At 57.8% G+C, this 22,524-nt stretch carries 16 protein-coding genes and 2 tRNA genes; 14 read left to right on the forward strand and 4 right to left on the reverse strand.

What is annotated here, in order from left to right; translation table 11 throughout:
* The first annotated feature begins 11 nt into the window (after window positions 1-11).
* Complete coding sequence (locus ACTQ05_RS07210; RefSeq protein ID WP_427748142.1) at window positions 12-977, forward strand: D-alanine--D-alanine ligase family protein; 966 nt, start codon at window positions 12-14, stop codon at window positions 975-977.
* The gene (locus tag ACTQ05_RS07215) at window positions 971-3,865 is read left to right on the forward strand and encodes a helicase C-terminal domain-containing protein (protein ID WP_441538592.1); all 2,895 of its coding nucleotides are present in this window, start codon (window positions 971-973) and stop codon (window positions 3,863-3,865) included. Before ACTQ05_RS07210 ends, ACTQ05_RS07215 begins: the two co-directional genes overlap by 7 nt.
* On the opposite strand, the gene ACTQ05_RS07220 is transcribed toward ACTQ05_RS07215, so the two are convergent.
* Entirely contained in the window at window positions 3,862-4,779 is a 918-nt protein-coding gene (locus tag ACTQ05_RS07220) for a helix-turn-helix transcriptional regulator (RefSeq protein ID WP_441538594.1), read from the reverse strand. The two genes, ACTQ05_RS07215 and ACTQ05_RS07220, sit on opposite strands and share 4 nt — an antisense overlap.
* Window positions 4,766-5,788, reverse strand: a complete 1,023-nt coding sequence (locus ACTQ05_RS07225; protein WP_441538596.1) for a helix-turn-helix transcriptional regulator — start codon at window positions 5,786-5,788, stop codon at window positions 4,766-4,768. The genes ACTQ05_RS07220 and ACTQ05_RS07225 overlap by 14 nt, the downstream gene beginning before the upstream one ends.
* 198 nt (window positions 5,789-5,986) lie before the next feature.
* Between ACTQ05_RS07225 and ACTQ05_RS07230 the strand changes: the two genes are divergently transcribed.
* The gene (locus ACTQ05_RS07230) at window positions 5,987-9,097 is read left to right on the forward strand and encodes a hypothetical protein (protein ID WP_441538597.1); all 3,111 of its coding nucleotides are present in this window, start codon (window positions 5,987-5,989) and stop codon (window positions 9,095-9,097) included.
* A gap of 20 nt (window positions 9,098-9,117) precedes the next feature.
* Window positions 9,118-9,336, forward strand: coding sequence for a hypothetical protein (locus tag ACTQ05_RS07235; RefSeq protein ID WP_427729007.1), 219 nt, complete (start codon window positions 9,118-9,120; stop codon window positions 9,334-9,336).
* 62 nt (window positions 9,337-9,398) lie between these two features.
* On the opposite strand, the gene ACTQ05_RS07240 is transcribed toward ACTQ05_RS07235, so the two are convergent.
* Window positions 9,399-12,830 (reverse strand): SpaA isopeptide-forming pilin-related protein, encoded by a 3,432-nt coding sequence (locus ACTQ05_RS07240; RefSeq protein WP_441538598.1) that lies wholly within the window; start codon window positions 12,828-12,830, stop codon window positions 9,399-9,401.
* Between the two features lie 298 nt (window positions 12,831-13,128).
* On the opposite strand from ACTQ05_RS07240, the gene ACTQ05_RS07245 reads away from it, so the two are divergent.
* From ACTQ05_RS07245 to ACTQ05_RS07290, 10 genes are all read left to right on the forward strand, one after another.
* Window positions 13,129-13,203, forward strand: a tRNA-Gly gene (locus ACTQ05_RS07245).
* Window positions 13,204-13,589: 386 nt separating this feature from the next.
* The gene (gene purB, locus ACTQ05_RS07250) at window positions 13,590-14,936 is read left to right on the forward strand and encodes an adenylosuccinate lyase (RefSeq protein WP_441538600.1); all 1,347 of its coding nucleotides are present in this window, start codon (window positions 13,590-13,592) and stop codon (window positions 14,934-14,936) included.
* A 129-nt stretch (window positions 14,937-15,065) separates the two neighbouring features.
* Window positions 15,066-15,329, forward strand: a complete 264-nt coding sequence (locus tag ACTQ05_RS07255) for a TIGR03905 family TSCPD domain-containing protein (protein WP_427717875.1) — start codon at window positions 15,066-15,068, stop codon at window positions 15,327-15,329.
* Window positions 15,329-16,540, forward strand: a complete 1,212-nt coding sequence (locus tag ACTQ05_RS07260; protein WP_427748135.1) for a hypothetical protein — start codon at window positions 15,329-15,331, stop codon at window positions 16,538-16,540. The genes ACTQ05_RS07255 and ACTQ05_RS07260 overlap by 1 nt, the downstream gene beginning before the upstream one ends.
* A 152-nt stretch (window positions 16,541-16,692) precedes the next feature.
* Window positions 16,693-17,415 (forward strand): response regulator transcription factor, encoded by a 723-nt coding sequence (locus ACTQ05_RS07265; RefSeq protein WP_006236208.1) that lies wholly within the window; start codon window positions 16,693-16,695, stop codon window positions 17,413-17,415.
* Between the two features lie 11 nt (window positions 17,416-17,426).
* A complete protein-coding gene (locus ACTQ05_RS07270) occupies window positions 17,427-18,992 on the forward strand; it encodes a sensor histidine kinase (protein ID WP_154516828.1) in 1,566 nt (521 codons plus the stop codon).
* 118 nt (window positions 18,993-19,110) lie between these two features.
* The gene (locus ACTQ05_RS07275) at window positions 19,111-19,989 is read left to right on the forward strand and encodes a phosphoribosylaminoimidazolesuccinocarboxamide synthase (protein WP_154516897.1); all 879 of its coding nucleotides are present in this window, start codon (window positions 19,111-19,113) and stop codon (window positions 19,987-19,989) included.
* Window positions 19,990-20,565, forward strand: coding sequence for a hypothetical protein (locus ACTQ05_RS07280; protein WP_427717870.1), 576 nt, complete (start codon window positions 19,990-19,992; stop codon window positions 20,563-20,565).
* A gap of 93 nt (window positions 20,566-20,658) precedes the next feature.
* Window positions 20,659-21,939: an aminopeptidase gene (locus tag ACTQ05_RS07285; protein ID WP_441538602.1), complete on the forward strand. Its 1,281-nt coding sequence runs from the start codon at window positions 20,659-20,661 to the stop codon at window positions 21,937-21,939.
* A 28-nt stretch (window positions 21,940-21,967) separates the two neighbouring features.
* A tRNA-Lys gene (locus ACTQ05_RS07290) sits at window positions 21,968-22,043 on the forward strand.
* Window positions 22,044-22,116: 73 nt separating this feature from the next.
* Here ACTQ05_RS07290 and ACTQ05_RS07295 read toward each other — a convergent pair.
* A partial coding sequence (locus tag ACTQ05_RS07295) for a hypothetical protein (RefSeq protein ID WP_441538604.1) occupies window positions 22,117-22,524 on the reverse strand: 408 nt, incomplete at its 5' end.

The following is a 22,524-nucleotide window of genomic DNA, read 5'->3' on the forward strand; positions in this document are numbered from 1 at the left end:
GGAGTCTGCCCATGCCGGGTAAAAGCCTAGAGAACATGCACGTAGCGGTCTTGGCGGGCGGCCATTCCGCCGAGCGCGAGATTTCGCTCAATTCAGGAAAGAACGTCGTGGTGGCCCTAAAGGAGGCTGGCTACACTTCGGTGGAGCTGCTCGATACGGCTGCCGATGATTTTATGGTGACTATGGCAACTGGCGATTTTGACGTGGCGTTTATCGCCATGCACGGCGCCGGCGGCGAGGATGGCGCCATGCAGGGAGCCATGGAGACGCTGGGTATCCCCTATACGGCGTCGGGTGTGCTCGCCAGTGCGTGTGGCGCCGATAAAGAGGTTTCAAAGCTTCTGTATGCCAAGGCGGGCATCCCCATTGCCCCCGGTTTGGCGCTTGAGGCGGGCGACGAGGTTGATATCGATCGCATCGTTGAGATTTGCGGCGAGCGTTGCTTTGTAAAGCCCGCCGTCAACGGCTCCAGCTACGGCATCTCCCTGGTACACGAGCCCTCTGAGCTGCCTGCCGCCATCGCCAAGGCCTTTGAGTACGGCGATAAGGTGCTGGTCGAAAAGTGCATCGAGGGAACCGAGATTACCGTAGGCGTCTACGGCGAGGATGACGTGCGCGCCCTGCCGATCGTCGAGATTCGCAAGCCTGAGGACTGTGAGTTCTACGACCTGGATGTGAAGTACGTCGATCCCACGGATATCCACCGTATTCCGGCGCAGATTTCGCCCGAAAACTATGCTCGTGCCCAGGAACTAGCCTGTGCGGCCCACAAAGCCCTCGGCTGTCTGGGCATTTCGCGCAGCGATTTTATCGTGAGCGAGGACGGCCCCGTCATCCTCGAGACCAATACGATTCCTGGTATGACCGATACGTCGCTGTATCCGGACGAGATTCGTCATACCAAAGACATGACCTTCCCGCAGGTCTGTGACAGTCTGATTCGCATGGGTCTCCGTCGAGCGGGCATTGCATGCTAATCGAGGATGCTGTATCTCCTGGAACGCCGCGGTTTGTCATTGATTCCTATGCAACGCTCGCCGAGCGTGCCCGCACACAATCGTTTGGCCTTATCGAGGAGGATGTTATCGTCCTCGATACCGAGACCACGGGTCTTTCGGTCCAGGACAACGAGCTTATCGAGATTTCCGCGGCCCGTCTTTCGGGCCGCGAGGTCGTTGACCGCTTTGACACGTTTGTGCATCCCAAGCAGCTGATCCCTGCCGAAATCACTGAGCTCACAAGCATCACAAACGCCGATGTGGCCGATGCCCCCTCGGCTGTAGAGGCCGTGGCTGCGCTCGCCGATTTTGTGGGCGGGTGCCCGGTTATCGCGCACAATGCCACGTTTGACCGATCATTCATCGAATCGGTCAAGGGCGGTGTCAACGTCAGCGACATCTGGATCGATTCGCTGGCGTTGTCCCGTATCGCGCTGCCGCGCCTGGCATCGCACAAGTTGTCCTTTATGGCCGATCTGTTTGGCTGCGACTCCGTGTCGCACCGTGCAAATGCGGATGTCGATGCCCTGTGTGGGGTGTGGCGCGTGCTGCTGGTTGCCCTTACGGACTTGCCGCAGGGCCTTATGGCGCGTCTGGCGGATATGCACGCGGATGTTCCTTGGTCCTATCGTCCCATTTTCTCTTTTTTGGCAGGTCAAAACCCCGGCTCGATTTTCTCGCTTGCCGCCGCCCGCGCCGACGTGCTCAAGGCCGATCGCGCCGATGATCGCGTGGATGCCGACGAGCTGCCGGTTCTTAACATGCCGAGCCGCGAAGAGATTGAGGCGGATTATGCCCCCGGTGGTCTAGTCAATCGCATGTATCCCACTTATGAGCCGCGCGACGAGCAGATTGCCATGGCGCTCGAGGTGCGCGACGCGTTGGTTACGGATACGCATCGCGTGATAGAGGCCGGTACGGGCGTCGGTAAATCGATGGCGTATCTCGTGCCCTTTGCCGAGGCCGCCCGCCGAAACAACATTACCGTTGGCATTGCGACCAAATCGAATAATCTTGCCGATCAGCTTATGTACCACGAGCTGCCAAAACTCGCCGAACAGCTGGACGGAGGCTTGTCATTCTGTGCGCTCAAGGGATATGACCACTATCCGTGCCTGCGCAAACTCGAGCGCATGAGCCGAAGTCAGGCCGAGATTACCACCAAGCGCGATCCTGCCGACACGCTCACAGCGGTTGCGGTGATCATGGCGTATGTGTGCCAATCTGCCGATGGTGACCTCGATTCGCTCGGCATTCGCTGGCGCAGCGTCAACCGTCCCGACTTTACGACGGCCTCGCGCGAATGCGCTCGCCGCCTGTGTCCGTTCTTCCCCGATAAATGCCTCGTCCACGGTGCCCGTCGTCGCGCGGCGCATGCCGATGTTGTGGTCACAAATCATTCCCTGCTGTTTCGCAACGTTGCGGCCGAAGGGAGAATTTTGCCTCCCATCCGCCACTGGGTAATCGACGAGGCCCATTCCATCGAGCGCGAGGCGCGCCGCCAGTGGGCGCGCGTGGTCTCGGCAGACGAATCTCGCGTGCTATTTGAGCGCCTTGGCGGGTCGAGCTCCGGTGCATTGAGCCAGGTATCTCGTGATTTGTCGACATCCGAAGGCTCCACGCTTTATCTGGGGCTCACCGCGAAGGCGACGTCTACGGTCGCACGCGCGAGCATGGCACTCGCCGAGGTGTTTGACGGCGTGCGTGAGCTCGGCCGTCGCGCCCGCGGTGGCTACGACAGCGCAAATCTGTGGATTGGCCCCGAGTTGCGCGAGTCGGATGACTGGCATGACTTCTTGCAGTCTGCCAGCGCTGCTATCGATGCCCTGGAGCAGGCGGATAAAAATGTTGCCGCGCTGGTGCAGGCTGTCGTTGCCGATAAACCCGAGGTCGTCGTCGACCTGGGCGATATTTCGCGCCGTCTGCACGAGCTGGCCGAGAACCTCAAGCTCATCATTGACGGCACCGACGAGCATTATGTGTACTCGCTGCAGGTCAACCGCCGCCTACGTGCGGGCGGAGAATCCATGACCGCCGAGCGCATCGACATCGGCGAGGCCCTGGCGAACGAGTGGCTGCCCGAGGTACATACGGCCATCTTTGCCTCGGCAACCATGACGGTGTCCAAGAGCTTTGAGCACTTTAACCATGCCGTAGGCCTCGATCGCATCGCCGCTTCGGCATCCTCGTCACTACATCTGGATTCGAGCTATGACTTCGATTCGAACATGGCCGTAGTCGTGGCGGGGGACATTCCCGACCCTCGCGACCGCGAGGGCTATCTGTCCGCGCTCGAGCGCGTACTGGTCGATGCCCATCTTGCCATGGGCGGGTCGGTGCTCACGCTGTTCACCAATCGCCGCGATATGGAAGACCTGTACGCTCGGGTTGAGCCCAAGCTGGCGCGTGCCGGCCTGGAACTCAATTGTCAGCAGCGCAATTCGTCTCCCCGTCGCTTGCGCGATCGCTTTATCAACGAGTCGACCTCGTCGCTCTTTGCTCTCAAGGCTTTTTGGGAGGGCTTCGATGCCAGCGGCGAGACGCTGAGATGCGTCATTATCCCCAAGCTGCCATTCTCGAGCCCCACCGATCCTCTCTCGTGCGAGCGCAATCTGCGCGAGGACCGCGCCTGGGTACGCTACTCGCTGCCCGAGGCGGTTCTCGAGGTCAAGCAGGCGGCCGGTCGCCTGATTCGCTCATCGACCGATTGCGGCGTGTTGATTTTGGCCGACCCGCGTCTGGTGACGAAGGGTTACGGCAAGAAATTTCTGACATCGCTGCCTACCAGCTCGTATCAGCGCATCGAAACGGCGCAGATCGGCCACTATCTTCAGTTATGGCGCCAAGCGCACGAACGCCATCGCTAAGAACGGAAGGCCATTGCCTCGGCGGCATCACATAGGCGCTTCGAAAGGGCGGGGTCGTCTGCGATGCGGATGGCTCCGCCCGCTGCGATAATCTGGCTAAACAGCCAGTTTTCGGAGCTATAGGAAACGGTCACGCTTGCCGTACCCTCCCCATCGGCTTTAATTGACCTGATACCTGCCCACCTCACGCGTTCTGCCATATCGAGCGGCATCAGGAGCTTAACGCTCTGGCTTGCCTGTGCAAGGGAATCGTGCAGGGACGTGTTTTCGGTCGTGTGACGCACGACGGAGTCCTCCGTCAGCAGAAGCTCCTCGATCTTGTCCATACGGTAGGAGCGCTGCCCGTCTGCCTCGACATCCCAGGCAATCAGGTACGTTTGGTCGCCGTTGGTCGTGATCTTTAGGGGGTCGATCAATCGCCTGCGTGGATGCTGGTCGTCCAGGGAGCGGTAGGTGACGAGGCATCGCACGCCATCCTGAATTGCACAGCAGAGTTGCTGCCAATAAGATCCGCGGGCGACGGTATCGTCAACGCGTTGGTTGTATCCGAGTTCCGCCGGAAGGAGTGCGCGCCGGATACGCGCCGCCGCGCACTCCTCGATTCCGAGTGACTCCAATTCATGGTTGAGTACGGCGCCCTCGGCGGCACTCAGGCGAAGCGGCAGCACACGGCCCGCATCGCCGATGAGAACCACACGTTCATCGTGGCATTCGCAAATGATGCGCGCGCCCGATTCGCGGTCTGCGAGCGTCGAGATGATGCCGATGATCTCGTCGAGCGAAGCTCCGGAGATATCGAAGCGACTGCAGATTTCGTCTCGCGTCATGCCCGCCTCGCCGGCGGCATAGAGTGCCTCCATAATGTCGATGGAGCGCGAGAGCCTTTGTTCGCTGGTGAGCTTACGCACGGCCATGAGCGCTCACTGTCCTTTCGATGAGGCGGTTCCACGCCTGCTTGAGTTCGTTGGGCGCTACGGGCCTCATACCGTCAACGCTGTGTTCCATGCAAAATGACGCCGCCGCATTCAGGTCGCGAACGTCAACGGTCCAGGTCCAGCCGTCTTTGGCGTGCTCGAGCCTTCCTCGCCCACGTGTGAGGCCGTGGACCATGTCGGATTGAGCCTGCGGAGCAAACGAGAAAGTTGCCGTGACGGGCTGGCAATCGGAGAAATCGAATTCAAAGAAGAGGTAATCGTTGAGATTGAAGTCTGCGGGAATGGCGTAGGCCCGCGATGGACGCCACGCACGAACGATGCGATCGCAGCGAAAGGTTCTGATTTTGCCGGTGGCGTCATCTAGGCCGCAAAAGTAGGCCGTTCCTTCGCGCTCGAACATGCCGTAGACGCAAACAGTGCGTTGTCGTTGCTCACCCCGTCCGTTTTGATACAAAAAGCGCAGCGCGCATCGGTCGGCAAACGCGCTCCATACCGCATCGACCGTCGGCGAGTGAAGAACGGGGGGCTCGGCCGTATTCGTCTCGCCGGTAAGATAGGCAATTTTGGAGCGTATGTCGGCGAGCGGGGTCGCAAAGGCCGAAGAGCCCGTGATGAGGGTCTGATCGATAGCGTTTAGCAGAATGTCGGCATCGTCTGCGGTGATCAAGCCGCCCGCGGCAAACGTATGCTCACGGTCGATTGTCCAGGCGCTCTCCTCGGTCTCCTGGGCACCCGCGGCGCGAACTTCCTTGATCACAATGCCCCGCTCGAGTAGCTTGTCGCGGTCGCGGCGAAATTTTCGCTTATCCGAGTCGACGTTGCCCGATCCGTAGCCTAGGTCAGAATCCAGCACGATCTGCTCGGTAGTTACGGGCTCGGGGGAACTGTTGAGGACAAAGAAAAGGTTGAGGATACGCTGGGCGGTTTTGTCGAAACCGGGTTCTGGCGCATTTGTTTTGTTTGTCACGGTCATATCGCTTACCGTCATAGAATCCTCGCATGGGAAGGTTATTTGATGCCATGATTTTAATCCGATATGGAGATTAGGCTATATCCTTGTCCGCTCAGTGCGTTAAGATGCCCAGAATTCGGCCGATTGCGTTCGCTCGGGGTATACTTTCGACTATATACGGTTCTAATGTGCAAGCATTGGGCCTATTTGTCGGATTATGGATGTGGAGCGCACATGGCGAACACCCAGAACTATATCAATCATCTGCTACAGGGCACGGGCATCACGCCGGCGTGCAGCGAAGAAGAGCGTTTGGCTGCCGAGGATATCGCCCAGATCTTCCGCAATCATGGCTTTGATCCCGAAGTCCAGGAATTTAACGCTCCTGCACCCAGCAGGCTGGCATTTGCCGTCACAGGCATTCTGTCTTTTGCCGGTGCCCTGCTTATGGGTATTGGCGGCAGCATCGGCTTAATCGGTGTTCTGCTGGCCATCGTCGGTGCTGTGTTGTATGTGCTCGAGCGTACCGGTCGCCCTGTTATTTCTCGCCTGGGCAAGACGGGCGTGAGTCAAAATGTCATTGCCTATCACAAGGCCACAGGTCCGCTTGCATCTCCGCGCAACCGTCCGGTGGTTGTTGTCGCCCATTACGATTCTCCGCGTGCCGAGCTCCTCGCTCGCGAACCGTATGCGCCGTATCGCGCGCTCATCGCCAAGATGCTGCCGGTCGCCACGATTGTCCCCGCTGCCGTCGCCATTCTGCGTATTCTGCCGCTCCCCGGCGCTTTGAAGGTTCTGCTTTGGATCGTTGCGATCCTCGCCTCTCTTGTGGCGCTCGCCAACGCGGCCAATATCATTGCCAACCGTTTTGTTCTTCCCTATACGTCCGGTGCGGTCTGCAATAAGTCTTCTGTAGCCGCGATGCTCGGTGTCATGGATAACGTTGCTCCTTACCAAGGCGAAAACGAGTTCCCCAACGACATTCCGTTTGATGACTATTTTGGTGAGCAAAAGCGTCGTGCCGAGGAGATGGCGCGCGCGGCGGCTGAGTATGCCGCTGCCCAGCAGCAAAACGACTACGGCAACACGATCGAGTACGAAGAACCCTCCTACAACGAGGACGAGTTTGGCCAGCCGATCGCTCCCGAATCCGAGCAGGGCGAAGTTTTTGACGAGCAGATCGATGGCTTTGAGGGTGCCTCAGCTGACGAAACCCTGATTGGTGTCATTGCTCCCGAGGCTCAGGCTGAAGCCGAGGTTGCTGCCGAGCCGGTCGCGGATGAGGATGTCGTCGAGTCGATTGGGGCGCCCGCTGTCGCTGAGCCGAGCGAGCCCGAGCCCAAGCTGTATCGCAATGCTGCCGGTAATATTCGCTTTGGTTCTGATGCCATTCGTGCCTTGGGGATGCTTCCCGAGTCGTGCACGCTTGATTACGAAGAGGGCGAGGAGCCGACGATCGATCCCGCGCCTGCTTCGGTTGAACCTGTCGCCGCGCCTGCCGACGAGCCCGTCGTCGATACCGAGCCCGAGACGGAACCCGAGCCCAGCCCTGCACCCGAGCCGGACACCGCTGCACCCGCTCCGGTGGTTCAGGATGTGTACGACGATTCCGCCAGCGATTACGATGAGTATCCGCAGCGCGTTTCCTATGAGAGCGATACCGATTTTTCGGCCGATCTACCGGTCGCGACGCCCCATGCCGATATAGCATCTGCGTTCTCTTCGATTGGAGCCAGCGCTTCAAGCTTCTTTAAGGGCGCACTCGCTAAGGGTAAAAAACTTGTCGACGACCTTGAGGAAAAGCGTGCCGCTGCGCGCGAGGTGGCAGAGCAGGAGGCTATTGCCCACCAGCAGGCTGCCGAGGCCGAGCGTGAGCGTGCGGCGCGGGAATTTGAACAGCATGAGGCTGAGCAGCCTGCCGCGACGGAGGTCGCCGAGGCTACGACGTCCTTTGAGGCCCAGCAGCCAATCGACGCCACCGAGACGCTCGATGCCGCGAAGTTCGATGCCACGATAACGTTCGAGAAGCAGGGTACTGCCATCGCCGATCCCCTTTCTGTTTCCGATGAGTCCCAGGATGCTGCAGATGAGATCGAGGCGCCCGAAGCCGAGCCGGCTGAGAGTTTCGATGCCGAGCAGGTTGAGAACGTTGACGCCGAGCCGAACACCGCCGACGAGATTGAAACCGAAGCGACGGTCGTCGTTGAGCAAGAAGAGACACCGGTGATTTCTAACGCCGATGAGTCCAGGCCGTACTCTACGCAGATCTTTACCATGCCTGCCCCGAGCGATCCCGGCTCCACGGTTGCCAACCCCGCATCGGCGCGGGTCGAGACGGTTGATTCGCTCATGGCACAGATTTCGTCCAAGGCCGCACCGCGTCCGCAGATGAATATCCCCGATCCCGCTTCTGCTCCGGTGCCCACACCTTCTTCTTCGCCGCTTGCCTCGGTCCCCGATCCGTCGCTGCCCTCGATGCAGCAGGCCAACGTCGCATCCCGCACATCCCTCTTCGATCTTCCCGACCCCTCGGCTCAGGCCGACGATCCTTTCGCGACGGCTCAGGGGCCCGAGCCCACGTCGGCACCGGTTGCCCCCTCCATGCCCGTTTCTTCGGGCGCTCAGCCCATCGAAACCATCTCGGCTCCCGTCGCCAAGGAGGCAAAGCCTCAGAAGCGCGGTCTGGGCGGCTTGTTCGGACGCAAAAAGAAAAATGAGCAGAACAGCATGAGCGACTGGCTGGGCGTCGAGGATGACTACGATGCCAAGAAGTCTGGCCGCGGTATCGGCTCTTGGGATAACTTTGAGGACGATGATAACGGCTGGAAGGGCGGTGCCACCTCTTCTGACGGCGCTTCTGCCGAGGACATGCTTTCGGCTGTTGCCTCCATGGGTGATGACGAGCTGCTTGGTCACGATATCTGGTTTGTGGCAACGGGTGCCTCGGATTGTGACGGCGCCGGTATGAAGGCGTTCCTCGAAGCCCATCGCGATAAGCTGCGTGGTGTGTTCTTTATCAATCTTGAGTCCATTGGAGCCGGTAGGCTTTCGGTCGTGACGGTCGAAGGCGAGCAGCAGTTGCTCAAGGGTGATCGCCGCATCATGAATCTGGTCAGCAAGGTGTGCAAGTCGTTCCACGTTGATTGTGGCGCGTTTGAGATGCCCTATTCCAAGACCGATGCCTATGCCGCGCTCGAGGCGAGCCGTCGCGCCCTCACAATTGCCGGTGTCGATGGCCCGCGTCTTGCCTGCGCGCGCACCGAAGACGATTTGCCGTACAACGTCAACCCGACGAACATCGCTACGGTGTCCGAGGTTGTCACCGAGGTCATCCGCCGTTCGTAGCGGACCTCTAAGGAGTTAGCGTGTTTTCATACATCAAACGCCATTGGCCCGTCTATGTGGTTCTGTTTTTGATCGCCATCGCTATGGGTTTGGGGGCCGCATATATCGTGGGCGCTAAGGGGTCGACGCCCAGGTCCACGATGAGCGAAGAGGTGGAGCAAGAGCAGAGTTTGGGTGCCGACGGCATTTCGGATGGCGATCTGGAACTTGTTGACGGCGGGTCTGCGTCTACGGAATAGCCTTTGGTTACATACGCCAGATAACGGGCGAGCCGGCATATCGGCTCGCCCGTTATTTCTACCTACTCCTCTTTTGATGCCGAGCTTAGCCAAGTGAGCCAAATTGCTGTGCCACCGGCGGTCAATAATGCGGTGAGAAAAGAGATGATGGGTGCATTGCCCGTATTTGGAAGATCCTGCGGAATGGCGCATTTTTGAACAACACGATCTTTATCGTGCGACTCGAGTTTTTCGCCTCCTCCGTTGCGGCAAAGGTCAACACGGGCACTGTTGGCGAGTGCGGTTTGGGGCGTATAGGATGAGGTTGCACACATCCGGATGATTGCTCCGTGTAAATCCGATTTGAGGGCTGCCGCCGCGTCGTCAAGGTCGTCATGCTCGTCTTTAAGCCCATTGCGATTCCAAGAATCGTTGTCGCGCCGGGTCGTAAAGTCTGCGGAAACCGATCCATACTCAAAGCGAATCCCCGTGATAACAGCGTCGTCCGAAAGCGTAAGGTCCTTTACTTCGAGGGTGGAAGACTCCGTGGTCGAGACATCGGCTTTCCAAAGACTCCAGCCATCGTAATCGACAATCCGCACATCCTCGCCCAGCCGCTCTTTGACCTCGGCTGTCTCGAGCCACGGGTTGGTGTGTTCATCGTCAAGTGTGGCGTTGGCCTTTTCCTTTATGCCCAACTTGTCTGCCGGTGACGTTCGATACCAAACATTGCAGAGCCCGTTTAAGTCGCCGACGGCGATTGGGGTTTTAATGGCGACAAGTTTGGCCGTGCCGTCTTTGGCACATTCGAGATCGTCGGTGACGGTGAACTCGTCGACCCAGGTGCTCGATTCGTTTTGAGCGTCGATGGTGTAGGAATAGGAGCCCTTACTGTCGGGTTGCGTCGCCGCCCGGTTTTTACCGTCGCCGTTCGCTACTGTTCCCTTTGCGGTTGGCCGCGCGATTTCTTGTTGCTTGTCGACGCTCCCCTTAATCTCAATCGGTGTATCCGTCATGGTTACGGCCTGGATCTTCCCCGTATCCTCGACTTCAAAGGATACGTCTTCAGCGAGGTCATAGGAGCGCGGGGACATTGTTTCGCGTAGGGTATAAGAACCGGGTTCAAGGTGCTCCACGCGATGGGGCTGCTCGGATGATATCCAAGAATCAATTTCTGTTCCATCGGCGTCGCATAAGACCAGTCGGGCGCCTTTAACTTCATGCTTGCCTGTCATATCGACCTTGGAGAAATCGACCTTGGTGTAATCATTAGACAATTCGATCTGCGACTCGACCACGGGGACCTTCTGGTCGATATAAGCAAGCTCAACGATATGTGCTGTCCGATCAAGTAGATAGCCGTCGGGAGACTGGGTTTCAACGACTTCGTATCGTGCCGTTCCGCAACCCAGCGAAAGGTTGTCTACGCGAGCTTTACCCTGTTCATCAGTTGTGACGGCGGCAACGGCTTCACCGGCAAGGGCGGCAATGTGGCCATCGGGACAAACGATATCGTCGGCAGCGCGAATTTCAAACTTGGCACCAGATAGGGCACTGCCGTCTACTGCGTCAGCCTTCACGATCTCGATGCTTCCGGTTGCCGCGCTGTTGAAATACGAGACGGCGGCGATAGGTGTGAGATCTGCATCGGCAGGAATCGTCACCTTCAGTTCGTCGCCCACAAGGTAGGGCGCTTTGGCTGCGACTTCTCGTACGTAATATGTGCCCGGCTTGAGCGATTCTGGCAACGTGACGGTGCCGGTCTCATTGGTGGTAAAGGTGTTCATAACGTTGTGCGTCGGATACCAGCATGTTTGAGAGATGGGTTCACGGTTGCTGTTGAGCAGCTGAAAACTAAAGCCGGCAAGGGGGACGGAAGCTCCCGTCTGGGCATCGCGTTTGATGATTTGGAGATGTGTCGAAAGGGTGTGATTGTCCACTATGTACTGAAGCTTGGCTCCGTCGGCGATTTGCTCGGGCGCGATGGTCCAATCTTCTGCCCGCTTGAAGCCTGCGGGAACAGTTTCCGGGACCTCGTGAACGGTATACCCCTCACGATCGTAGGGGATGGCTCCGTGGACGCCGTCCGGTCGTGTGCCCGCGCCAAACCAGGCCTTGGGCTGGTCTTTGGTGGATGCGAAGCCATAGATATTTGTCGTCAATGTGCCTACGACCTGCTTAGAGCTGTTGCTGACGATTTCAAAGACGACGCCTTCCGCTGGCTGTTCTAATCCCGATTGCTCGCCGTTCCCGTAATCCTTGAACTTGGAAATCTCGAGGTCAAACGCAACATGAGTATTGGGGATGCGGCGTTCGAGCTCAACGACGCCCGTGTCGTTTAGTTGATTGGGGCCGACCGTATAGGTCCAGCTGTCATGGGGGAGCAGGTAGCCCTCTGGTGCTTTCGATTCGTAGAGGGTAAAGGTTCCCAGGGGAATGCCGCTTAAGGTCGCCTGGCCATCGCCTTCGGTCGTGAAGGTACGCGTCCACCCAGGGGTAGATTGCGAGACACAGGTAAATTCGGCTTTGGCGAGCGAGGTTCCCGCCTGCGCTCCGGCATTCGTGGCGGCATCGGTTTTAACGACACGCAGCGTGATAGAACCTGGCTGCTCGTTGATTGTGACATGTCCGCCGCTCTTTCCGGTGGTAAAGGCAATGCGATCGCGTCGGGACAGATAGCCTGTCGGCGCTTTGGTTTCGATTAGGTAGTATGCCGTGTTGGGCAAAAGTGTTGCCCGTGCACGACCGTTGCCGTCCATTTTGATGCTGCCGACGTGTTTGTCTGTGTTTTCCTCAAAGATGTTAAACGTCGCCCCACCTAACTGATACGTATCGTTCTCGCTGGTAATGACAGTGTCTGCAGATCTTTTCTCAAAGGATACGTTGATGGTGGGCAAAACGTAGAGCATATCCTGGTGCCGGCCTTCGTTAGAGACGGGTCCGTGATAGCGTCTGGCGCGATGCGGGTCGGCCTTAATATTTCCGGCTTTTGCGTTGTCGTAGAGCCAGCGCGCCGCCGCGACAACCTCGGCGTCTTGATCGAACTTGCCGCTTTTGGCAACGCCGGCGTTGTTTGTATACGCAAAAGAGCCATCGGGGCGCGTGGTTCCTTTGAGCATCCACACGGCAATCTGGGTTGCGGCGCGGGCGCGTTCGGCCGTTAGGTTATGGCCGCCAAATGATGTGGCGGAGGGGTATCCATGGCAGATGACGGCGGCAAACTCGTTGTCGAGCCATGTCCAACCCTGATTGTAGGTCCGCCAGGGTCCTCCTGGGCTGCTGGGGCCGGGGCAGTCTTGGTTCATGCAGTAAGAAATCGAGGTGTCTTGTGCCTCGTACTTGCCAATGCCAAACGGTCCGCACATATCGCTGATGGTGCGAAAACTAAGCGTATCGTTTCCATCGACGGCGCAGGCGGTACCAGGCGTGGCGCAGGCTAGAAACAACAAGAGGAATAGGAGCAGCGGTGCTGTTGCGATTGCGCTGTGGACAGAGTGCGTGGGTGCATTGGACATGGCTGCTCCTTATCCTTTGTGCGCCGCGCTGGGAGATTGCGGCGCGTGGGATGAGATTAGCGCCGGGGGTCATACGGGTAAGTACCGCGAGCTGACCAAGAACTTGCCAAGTTCCCAACAAATGGAGACCGGTTTTAGATAATCAAACAAAAGAGCAGGTAGAAGACGGTGTAAAACAGGTTACTCGAGTCCCTGTTTTCGCAATTCGAGCAACAAGAAGATGATTTTCCATGCGTAAAACAAGGGTTAGCGCCCTTGTATCAAACAAGACAACCGCGTTATACTATCCCCCACATATGCGGGCATCGCCAAGTGGTAAGGCATCAGCTTCCCAAGCTGACACTCGCGGGTTCGAGTCCCGTTGCCCGCTCCAGTTAAAAGTACAAGCACGGCACCATCACGGTGTCGTGCTTTTTTCAATAAAGCGCCGGGACTCGAACCCGACAGGGTGTGAGCGTTAAGCAAACGCGAAGCGTTTGTAGCGAGCAGGTGAAGGCGCCGACAGGCGCCTGAAGCCGGTGCGGATTTGCGAAGCAAATGCGCGGATGTCCCGTTGCCCGCTCCAGTTAAAAGTACAAGCACGGCACCATCACGGTGTCGTGCTTTTTTCAATAAAGTGCCGGGACTCGAACCCGACAGGGTGTGAACGTTAGGCAAATGGCAAAATGTTAGGTTAATACCTGCTGCCTATACTTGCACCTGCGCACGGTACAATGGTTGAGTTACGACCAACGTGCCAATAACCAAAAAGGAGCCGCCATGATCGATCGCTATACCCGCCCGGAGATGGGACGCATCTTCTCCCTCGAGAACAAGTACGCCATTTGGCAGGAGATTGAGGTTCTGGCCTGCGAGGCCCAGGCGGAGCTCGGCAAGATCGGTATTTCTAAAGAAGAAGCTCAGTGGATCCGCGACCACGCCAACTTTGAGAAGGCGAAGGTCGACGAGATCGAAGAAGTCACGCGCCATGACGTCATTGCCTTCCTGACCAATATGAAGGAGTATATCGACGCCGATGTTCCCGAGGGCGAGCCTAAACCCAGCCGTTGGGTTCACTATGGCATGACCAGCTCTGACTTGGGCGATACGGCCCTGTGCTATCAGCTCACCCAGGCCTGCGACCTAATTATCGAGGACGTCAAGAAACTCGGCGAGATCTGCAAACGTCGCGCTTTCGAGGAGCGTAACACGCTCTGCGCCGGTCGCACTCACGGCATCCACGCCGAGCCTATGACCTTTGGTATGAAGTTTGGCTCTTGGGCCTGGGAGCTCAAGCGCGATCTGGATCGCCTTGAGGACGCTCGCAAGAACGTCGCCTTCGGTGCCATCTCGGGTGCCGTTGGCACCTACAGCTCCATCGAGCCGTTTGTCGAGGAGTATGTCTGCGAGCACCTGGGTTTGGTTCACGACCCGCTGTCCACGCAGGTTATCAGCCGCGACCATCATGCCTACCTCGCTGGCGTCCTCGCCACCACGGCGGCCACCTGCGAGCGTATCGCTACCGAGGTTCGCAATCTGCAGAAGACCGATACACTCGAGGCCGAGGAGCCGTTCCGCAAGGGTCAAAAGGGCAGCTCCGCCATGCCGCACAAGCGTAACCCCATCACCATGGAGAAGGTCTGCGGCCTGTCGCGCGTCGTGAAGTCCAACGCCCAGGTCGCCTTCGACAACGTCGCCCTGTGGCATGAGCGTGACATTTCGCACTCTTCTGCCGAGCGCGTCGCCCAGGCCGATAGCTTTATCGCACTTGACCACATGTTCCAGTGCCTTATCCGCGTTATCGATGGCCTCCAGCTGTATCCGGCTCGCATGATGGCCAACCTCAACAAGACCCGCGGTCTCATCTTCTCCTCCAAGGTTCTGCTGGCCCTCGTCGATACGGGCATTACCCGTGAGGACGCCTACGCAATCGTGCAGGAAAACGCCATGGCGACCTGGCATGAGGTGCAGGACTGTGTTTCCGGCCCCACCTTCAAGGAGCGCCTCGAGGCCGATCCGCGCTGCACCGTCAGCCAGGAGAAGCTCGACGAGATCTTTGATCCGTGGGACTTCCTCACCCGCATCGATACGGTCTTCGATCGTCTGGAGCAGCTGAGCTTCGAGTAGGTTCGGGCATAACGTTAGCTTTTTAGGGCGCTTTGCTGGTAATGTGTGTTGCCGGTAAAGCGCCTCGTTGCATTTATGGAAAGACGGGGATAATAGTCGTCTCGAATGACATTCTGAGAAGGAGATCGCATGATTTCGTTTGATTACAAGCCCCAGGGCGTGTGTACTCGCAATATTCACCTCAATCTTTCCGATGACGGCAGCAAAGTACTGGGCGTTGAGTTTACCGGCGGCTGCAACGGCAACCTCAAGGCCATCTCTAAATTGGTCGAAGGTGTTTCTTCCGATCGTGTGATTGAGGTGTTGGCCGGCAATACGTGCGGCACGAAAAAGACCTCCTGTGCCGACCAGCTTACGCGTGCCATCGAGGCCGCGCGTGCCGAGATTGCCTAATGAGTATTTTTGATCGCGTTAAGAATGGGGTAACGCGCCGAGGATTTGTGTTGGGTGGTGCTGCCGCGAGTGCTGCCACGCTGCTTGCGGGGTGCTCGAAAAAAACGGGCACCAGCGATGATGCTGCCGGTGAGCCGCAGGTTATCAAAGATGATTCCAAGATCGTCTCGATTACCGAAGAGTATGAGGCCGTCGACATTGATCTTAAGCCGACGGCGTCGTGGACGTTGCCATTGGGGACGCTGCTGTACTACTGCGATGGAGGTTACGCTGCGGCGATGATGGCGCCCGCATCTGCGCTGCATGCCAACACGCTTGGCGTGTTCAACATGGGGGACGGCTCACTCACCACGTTGATTGACGATCCTGTCGAGGGTTCCGGTTATGCGTTTTACGACGTTCGCGCCACCGATAGCGTGTTTGCGTGGGTTGAGATGAACTACGCGAATTCGTCGTGGAAGCTCTATGCGCAAACCCTGTCGGGCGCGGCGCTTACTGGTAATGCCGTTGAGCTTGATCGCGGCGGTGAGGACTACGACCCTCCGCTGTTTACCGCCTTTGACTCGTCGGTCATCTGGTACAAGATGCCTTCGACCGGTGGCAATAAGACCGGCAGCGATTCATATTGCTACCGCCGTTCGCTCGATGAATCTAAAGCGGAGGCAATCTGGAAGTCGACAGGCCGCTTTGCGTCTGCACCGCGCGTGAGCGATGGCATCCTGACTATCTCACCCCGCGTGCGCAATGACGAGGGCGTCTACTACGGCATGACGGCGATCGACCTGACGGACGGCAACAATACCAAGAGGGCTCAGCTGGTCCTTCCTTCGTCGGTGTCACCTTTCGAGGCCGTATATATGGGCGATACGTTTGTGTTCTCCATTGAGGCGACCTATGCCGGCGTGGGCGGCCTGGGCAATATGGGTACCTACATTGGTAACGAGGGCGGCCCGTATCAATTTCTATCGCGCGAACCGCTCGCGTGCGCCGCCGGCAGGAAGGGCAAATATCTGGTTAAGGTTCAGGCATCGCATTTTCTGATCGATACCTCCGCTAAAACCTATGGTTCGCTGCTGTCGCCCGACCGCGCTCTCGAATATGGCGACTATCCAGCTACGGCGGGAAAATCGAATACGTTTTTAACCTATGCCACGGTGCGTAATAGCCAAGGAATTCCCGAGACGGTTACCGCTCGCCTGTTCTCTCTTTAGCGCCGAGGGGTTAAAAAGGCGCCAACGGGGGAATAAGCCCATTGTAACCGTGAGTACCGCCCGCCGAGCTGTCGCGCCCATGCGATGCCCGGTGGGCTCAGGTGCGTTAAAATGGGCTTGTTCTTAGCTAATTGAGACAGGGGGGCCGTGTTATGGCTTCAGATGCAAAAAAGATTCTGCTGGTCGAGGACGAGAAGGCGATCCGTGACGCTGTCGCTGCCTATCTCGAGCGCGAGGGCTACTGGGTTGTTGGCGTTGGCGATGGCCAGTCTGCGATCGAGGAGTTCGAGAAGCACCAGTTCGACCTGGTTGTGCTCGACCTTATGCTCCCCAAGATCCCCGGCGAGCGCGTTTGCCGCACTATCCGCGATACCTCGGATGTGCCCATCATCATGCTTACCGCCAAGGGCGAGATCGAGGATCGCATCATCGGCCTCGAGCTTGGTGCCGACGACTACCTGATCAAGCCGTTCTCGCCGCGCGAGCTCGTCGCCCGCGTTCGCGCCCTGTTCCGTCGTGCTCACCAGGCAGACGAGCCCGCCGTTGAGGTACTCGACTTTGGCGATCTGGTCATCGATATCTCGGGCCACAAGATCTTGGTCGAGGGCAAGGAAGTTGATTTGACCGCTTCCGAGTTTAAGCTGCTTACCACGCTTGCTCGCCATCCCGGTCGCGTCTATAACCGTATGGAGCTGGTCGAGAAGGTGCTCGGCTACGACTTTGAGGGCTACGAGCGCACCATCGACAGCCACGTGAAGAACCTTCGCGCCAAGCTGGGCGACGACCCCAAGAAGCCTAAGTGGCTCTATACCGTTCACGGCGTCGGTTATCGCTTCGAGGCTCCGGCCAAGACCGATAAGTCGGACGAGAAATAGGTAAATCACATATGACACCTGCGCGCTTTGAAATCGGACAAAAGCACAAGCAGGAGAACGAGGCGGGTTCCAAGGCAAGTTGGAACACGCCTCGTTCCGATTCACGGCCGGCGATGAGCTATCCCTCGCGTATGGCTTTGGCTTTTGCCCTGACATCGCTCATGACGGTATTGGTGCTGGTGGGCGTTGTCTCCGTTGTGTGGGGCACCGTCTTTTCGGATTACACGCGCTCCAATATCGTCGAGATCGCCAATTCTGCTGCCGAAAAGCTTGCGACGTCGTATGAGGAAAACGGCAATTGGACTGCGGGCGAGCTGCGCACGGTCGCGACATCGAGCTTGGTGTCCGACGACCTGGGTATGCAGGTCGTCAACAAAAAGGGCGTTGTCGTTTATGACGACTCATGGCCTTCGGCAAGTGCGACCGCCGATGTGCGCGAGAGCGAATTGCCGTCGAGCAGCTCGAGCGGTAAAAAGGCCTCGCATAGCCCGGTCTCGTCAGCGCCCACCGACTCCGATAGCGTTGCCAACGTCGAAATCGTTACGTCCTCTGGCGAGCATGTCGGACAGGTAAAGCTATGGGCTATCGGCTCCGACGCTCTGCTCACTAAGGCAGATTCTGCGTTTAGGGAGAAGACCTTTAACGCCATGGCTCTTGCCGCGGTTGTTGCAATCTGCATCTCGGTCGTTATCGGATCGCTCGTGTCGCGCATGCTTACCAAGCCGATTCATCGTATTACGAGCACAGCCAAGCAAATTCGCGACGGCGATCTGTCTGCTCGTACGGGCTTGCGCGGCGATGACGAAATCGACCAGCTGGGTGAGACCTTTGACGAGATGGCCACCTCACTCGAGAAAGATATGAAGCACGAAAAGCGCCTGACCTCGGATGTCGCACACGAGCTTCGTACACCGCTCATGGCCATGCTTGCAACGGTCGAGGCCATGCAAGATGGCGTGTATCCCACCGACGACGAGCATCTGGAGACGGTCGCTTCCGAGACGCGTCGCCTGGCTCGTTTGGTGCAGCAGATGCTCGACCTATCGCGTATGGAAAACAGCACGGCTCCGCTCAATCTCGAACCGGTGGACATGGTTCCGTTCGTGCGATCGATTGTGAACGGCCAGGAGCGTCTGTTTGCCGACCGTGACCTTCGCCTTCGCTTTGCAGATGAAACCCAGGGGCACGACGATGTCGTCGAGGCCGATCCCGACATGATCACGCAATGCGTCATCAACCTCATGAGCAACGCCATGCGCTACACCCCCGAGGGCGGTTGGGTCGTAGTGTCGGTGCTCAGTGACCGCAAGCATGTCAGTATTGCCGTTTCGGATACCGGTATCGGTATTGCCAAGGACGATCTGTCGCGTATCTTCGGACGATTTTGGCGCGCCGATGCCAGCCGCGCCCGCGAAGCTGGCGGCCTGGGCGTCGGCCTCGCCGTAACTAAACAGATCGTCGAGCGTCACCATGGCTACATATCCGTGGAGTCGGAGCTTGGAAAGGGTACGACTTTTACGATTCATCTGCCCCGCGAGCACACGGCGGACGCGGCATCTACTACAATGGAGCACTAGCTTTTCGCTATTCGGTGAAGGAGGGGCCGCGTCCCTGCCGCTCCGAGTTTGCGAAAACGTGCGGGAAAGAACCCGCATTTCTATCGTATTTAGGTAAGGAGTGACTCACGTGACAACGATGGAGCGTCGTCCGGATTCCCGTGGCAAGGTTCGTGATATCTACGATGCCGGCGAAAACCTGTTGATGGTCGCCACCGATCGCATTTCTGCGTTCGACTTTATTCTTCCCGACGAAATTCCGTTTAAGGGAGAGGTGCTCAACCGTATCTCGGCGTTCTGGTTCGACAAGTTTGCCGATATCGTCCCCAATCACCTCGTCTCCATCGATCCGGCGGATTTCCCCAAGGAGTTTGCCGAGTATCGTGACTATCTCGCAGGCCGCGCCATGCTGGTTAAGAAGGCCCAGACGATTCCTATCGAGTGCATCGTCCGCGGCTATCTGACCGGTTCGGGCAAGAAGACCTACGACGAGAACGGCACCGTCTGCGGCATCCAGCTGCCTGAGGGCCTGACCGAGGCCTCCAAGCTCCCCGAGCCGCTGTTCACCCCGTCCACGAAGGCCGAGATCGGTGATCACGACGAGAATATCTCGTTTGAGCGTTGCTGCGAGATCGTTGGCGAGGACATCGCCACGCAGATCCGAGATCTGTCTCTTAAGATCTACAAAGCTGCCGCCGAGTATGCAGCGACCCGTGGCATCATCATTGCCGACACCAAGTTTGAGTTTGGTGTCATCGATGGCAAGGTCACGCTGATCGACGAGTGCCTCACGCCCGACTCCAGCCGTTTCTGGCCTGCCGCCAGCTACGAGGAGGGTAAGATTCAGCCTAGCTACGACAAGCAATTCGTCCGCAATTGGCTCAAGGCCAACTGGGATATGACGGGGGAGACCCCGCATCTGCCCGCCGAGGTCATCGATGGCACGTCCGAGCGCTATCGCGAGGCCTTCCAGATCATCACGGGCTCCCAGTTTACAAGCATGAAGGAGAACGCGTAAGTGAGTACCCGCAGCGCCACGAACAAGCGCACGCAATCCCACGAGGTTACCGGGGTTGCGCGCAAGTCCGCCGCATCCGCCAAGCCAGCTCGTCAGGCAGCGAGTTCTGTTCGCGTCGTGCCGGCATCATCCAAGGCACGCCGCAAGGAGCTCGAGAAGGGCGAGAGCCTCGAGGGCCTCTCTAAAGAGGAGAAGCGCGCCCGCAAGGCTAAGCGGCGCGCCAAGGAGGACCGCATCTACACGGTGTCGAGTATCCTTCTCAAGCAGGATGAGGACTACACCAAGCGCCGCCGCATCTGGTGGGCCGTGCTTACTATCGGCATGGTGCTCGTCGTGGCCATTTGGTCTTCGCTGTACTTCGCTCCCGCTGGCATGGTGTCCAGCCCCGTCCAGATGGCCGGCATTGTTTTGTCCTACATCGTCATTCTGGGTGACTTCATCTACGACTTCGTGCGCATCCGTCCCTTGCGTAATATGTATCGCGCGCAGGCCGAGGGCATGTCCGATAACAAGCTCAACGCTATTATCGAGCGCTCGGCTGCCAAAGAGGACAAGAAGGCCTCCAAGAAGAAGTAGTAGCGTTACAACCTATAGATATCGCTAAGATATAAGGCGCGTCGTTTTTTGCGGTGCGCCTTTTTACTGTCCTGTAGATAGATGGAGTGGCACATGATTCGAGCTGCCCTGACGGTCGAAGAGGCTCTGGAGGGTATGAAGTCCCTGGAGCCCAAGATTAACAATTATGCGCGTCTCGTTGTCCGCAAGGGCGTCAACGTTAAGCCCGGTCAGGAGGTCGTCGTTCAGTCTCCCGTCGAGTGCGCGTCATTTGCGCGCGTGGTGGTTGCGGAGGCTTATGACGCCGGTGCCGGTCACGTGACGGTCATCTGGGCTGACGATGCCGTGACGAGGCTTACCTACGAGCATGTCGAGAAAAGCTATTTTGAGCAGACTCCCGAGTGGAAGCGCATGCAGCTGGATTCGTTTGCCCAGGACGGAGCCTGCTTTATCTTTATTGAGGGCACGGACCCTGCTGCCCTCAAGGGTATCGATCCCGCTAAGCCTGCCGCAGCTTCTAAGGCGAGGAACATGCAGTGCAAGGTCTTCCGCCGTGGACTGGACTACAACATTAACCCGTGGTGCATCGCCGGCGCTCCGGTCGCTGCTTGGGCGCGCGAGGTATTCCCGGGAGACGCCGATGAGGTTGCAGTCTATAAGCTGTGGAATGCGATTCTGCACACCGCTCGTGCTGATGGCCAGGACCCGGAGAGCGACTGGGAGCTCCATGACGCCACATTCGAAAAGAACCTGCGCTTCCTAAACGATAATCAATTTGATTGCCTGCACTACACCGCTTCGAATGGAACTGATCTGACGATTGGAATGACGAAAGGCCATGAGTGGGCCGGCGGCAAGGGAAAAACTCCCGACGGTCACCCTTTCTTCCCCAACATTCCCACCGAGGAGGTCTTCACCTCGCCCGATCGTATGCGCGCCGACGGCATCGTGTACTCGGCTATGCCGCTCATTCACCACGGCAATAAGGTTGACGATTTTTGGATTAAGTTCGAGAACGGCCGCGTAGTGGACTATGACGCTCGCGTGGGTAAGGCAACGCTTGCGAGCATTATTGAAACCGATGAAGGTGCTGCTCATCTGGGCGAGGTCGCGCTTATTTCCAAGAACACACCGATTCGTGAAAGCGGCATTCTGTTCTACGACACACTCTATGACGAGAACGCCAGCTGTCACCTTGCGTTGGGTGTCGGTTTTCCCGAGTGCATCGAAAGCGGGTATGACATGTCCAAAGAGGAACTTCTGGAGCATGGCGTCAACGTTTCGAGCACGCACGTTGACTTTATGATTGGCACGGACGACATCGATATTACGGGCATTACACCTGATGGACGTGAAATTGTGATTTTCCAGAACGGCCAATGGAGTTGGGAATAGTCTTAGACCGTGGTACAATGCCATCCGCGGGCCGTTAGCTCAGCTGGCAGAGCAGGGGACTTTTAATCCCAAGGTCCAGGGTTCGAACCCCTGACGGCCCACCATAGAATAGAAAAGCGACTGGCGGATGCCGGCCGCTTATTTGTTGCCGGTGCACGGGTTCGAACCCGATCTTCTCTATATATAAGGACGCCTGGCGGCCAAAACCAGCCTTTTACCGACAGGAAACCAAAACCAGATGCCGTTAGAGTAAAGTAGCGCACCAGAGATGACCGATACCTCAACACCTATAAACCAGCTGGTCATCGCCAATACCGGAAGCCGATGCTTCAGATATGACTTCAGTGGAACAGCTGAAGGATTGGTTCGTTTGTGAACAAAATATGGAGTGCGGGATTCCCGCCCCGCGGGCCCCTCCGGTCTGGCAATATATCTCCTTGCCGCGCGGCCCGGTCGGACCGGATTGACCGCGAGGGCGTGCACCTTGAGAACCGGATACTGCGAGGATGGACACACCAGATGTGTCGCATCCGGGCAGACATCGAACCATTTGAAATGGTCTGACTTGGATTCGTTTTTCGCAAG

The organism is Collinsella sp. LCP21S3_A9, from assembly GCF_052118785.1.
Taxonomy (GTDB): Bacteria; Actinomycetota; Coriobacteriia; order Coriobacteriales; family Coriobacteriaceae; genus Collinsella.

Excerpts from the sequence above, each read along its gene's own strand:
- ACTQ05_RS07210 (WP_427748142.1), top strand. The coding sequence starts at position 12 with ATGCCGGGTAAAAGCCTAGAGAACATGCACGTAGCGGTCTTGGCGGGC.
- ACTQ05_RS07215 (WP_441538592.1), top strand. The coding sequence starts at position 971 with ATGCTAATCGAGGATGCTGTATCTCCTGGAACGCCGCGGTTTGTCATT.
- ACTQ05_RS07220 (WP_441538594.1), bottom strand. The coding sequence starts at position 4,779 with ATGGCCGTGCGTAAGCTCACCAGCGAACAAAGGCTCTCGCGCTCCATC.
- ACTQ05_RS07225 (WP_441538596.1), bottom strand. The coding sequence starts at position 5,788 with ATGACGGTAAGCGATATGACCGTGACAAACAAAACAAATGCGCCAGAA.
- ACTQ05_RS07230 (WP_441538597.1), top strand. The coding sequence starts at position 5,987 with ATGGCGAACACCCAGAACTATATCAATCATCTGCTACAGGGCACGGGC.
- ACTQ05_RS07240 (WP_441538598.1), bottom strand. The coding sequence starts at position 12,830 with ATGTCCAATGCACCCACGCACTCTGTCCACAGCGCAATCGCAACAGCA.
- purB (WP_441538600.1), top strand. The coding sequence starts at position 13,590 with ATGATCGATCGCTATACCCGCCCGGAGATGGGACGCATCTTCTCCCTC.
- ACTQ05_RS07255 (WP_427717875.1), top strand. The coding sequence starts at position 15,066 with ATGATTTCGTTTGATTACAAGCCCCAGGGCGTGTGTACTCGCAATATT.
- ACTQ05_RS07260 (WP_427748135.1), top strand. The coding sequence starts at position 15,329 with ATGAGTATTTTTGATCGCGTTAAGAATGGGGTAACGCGCCGAGGATTT.
- ACTQ05_RS07265 (WP_006236208.1), top strand. The coding sequence starts at position 16,693 with ATGGCTTCAGATGCAAAAAAGATTCTGCTGGTCGAGGACGAGAAGGCG.
- ACTQ05_RS07270 (WP_154516828.1), top strand. The coding sequence starts at position 17,427 with ATGACACCTGCGCGCTTTGAAATCGGACAAAAGCACAAGCAGGAGAAC.
- ACTQ05_RS07275 (WP_154516897.1), top strand. The coding sequence starts at position 19,111 with ATGGAGCGTCGTCCGGATTCCCGTGGCAAGGTTCGTGATATCTACGAT.
- ACTQ05_RS07285 (WP_441538602.1), top strand. The coding sequence starts at position 20,659 with ATGATTCGAGCTGCCCTGACGGTCGAAGAGGCTCTGGAGGGTATGAAG.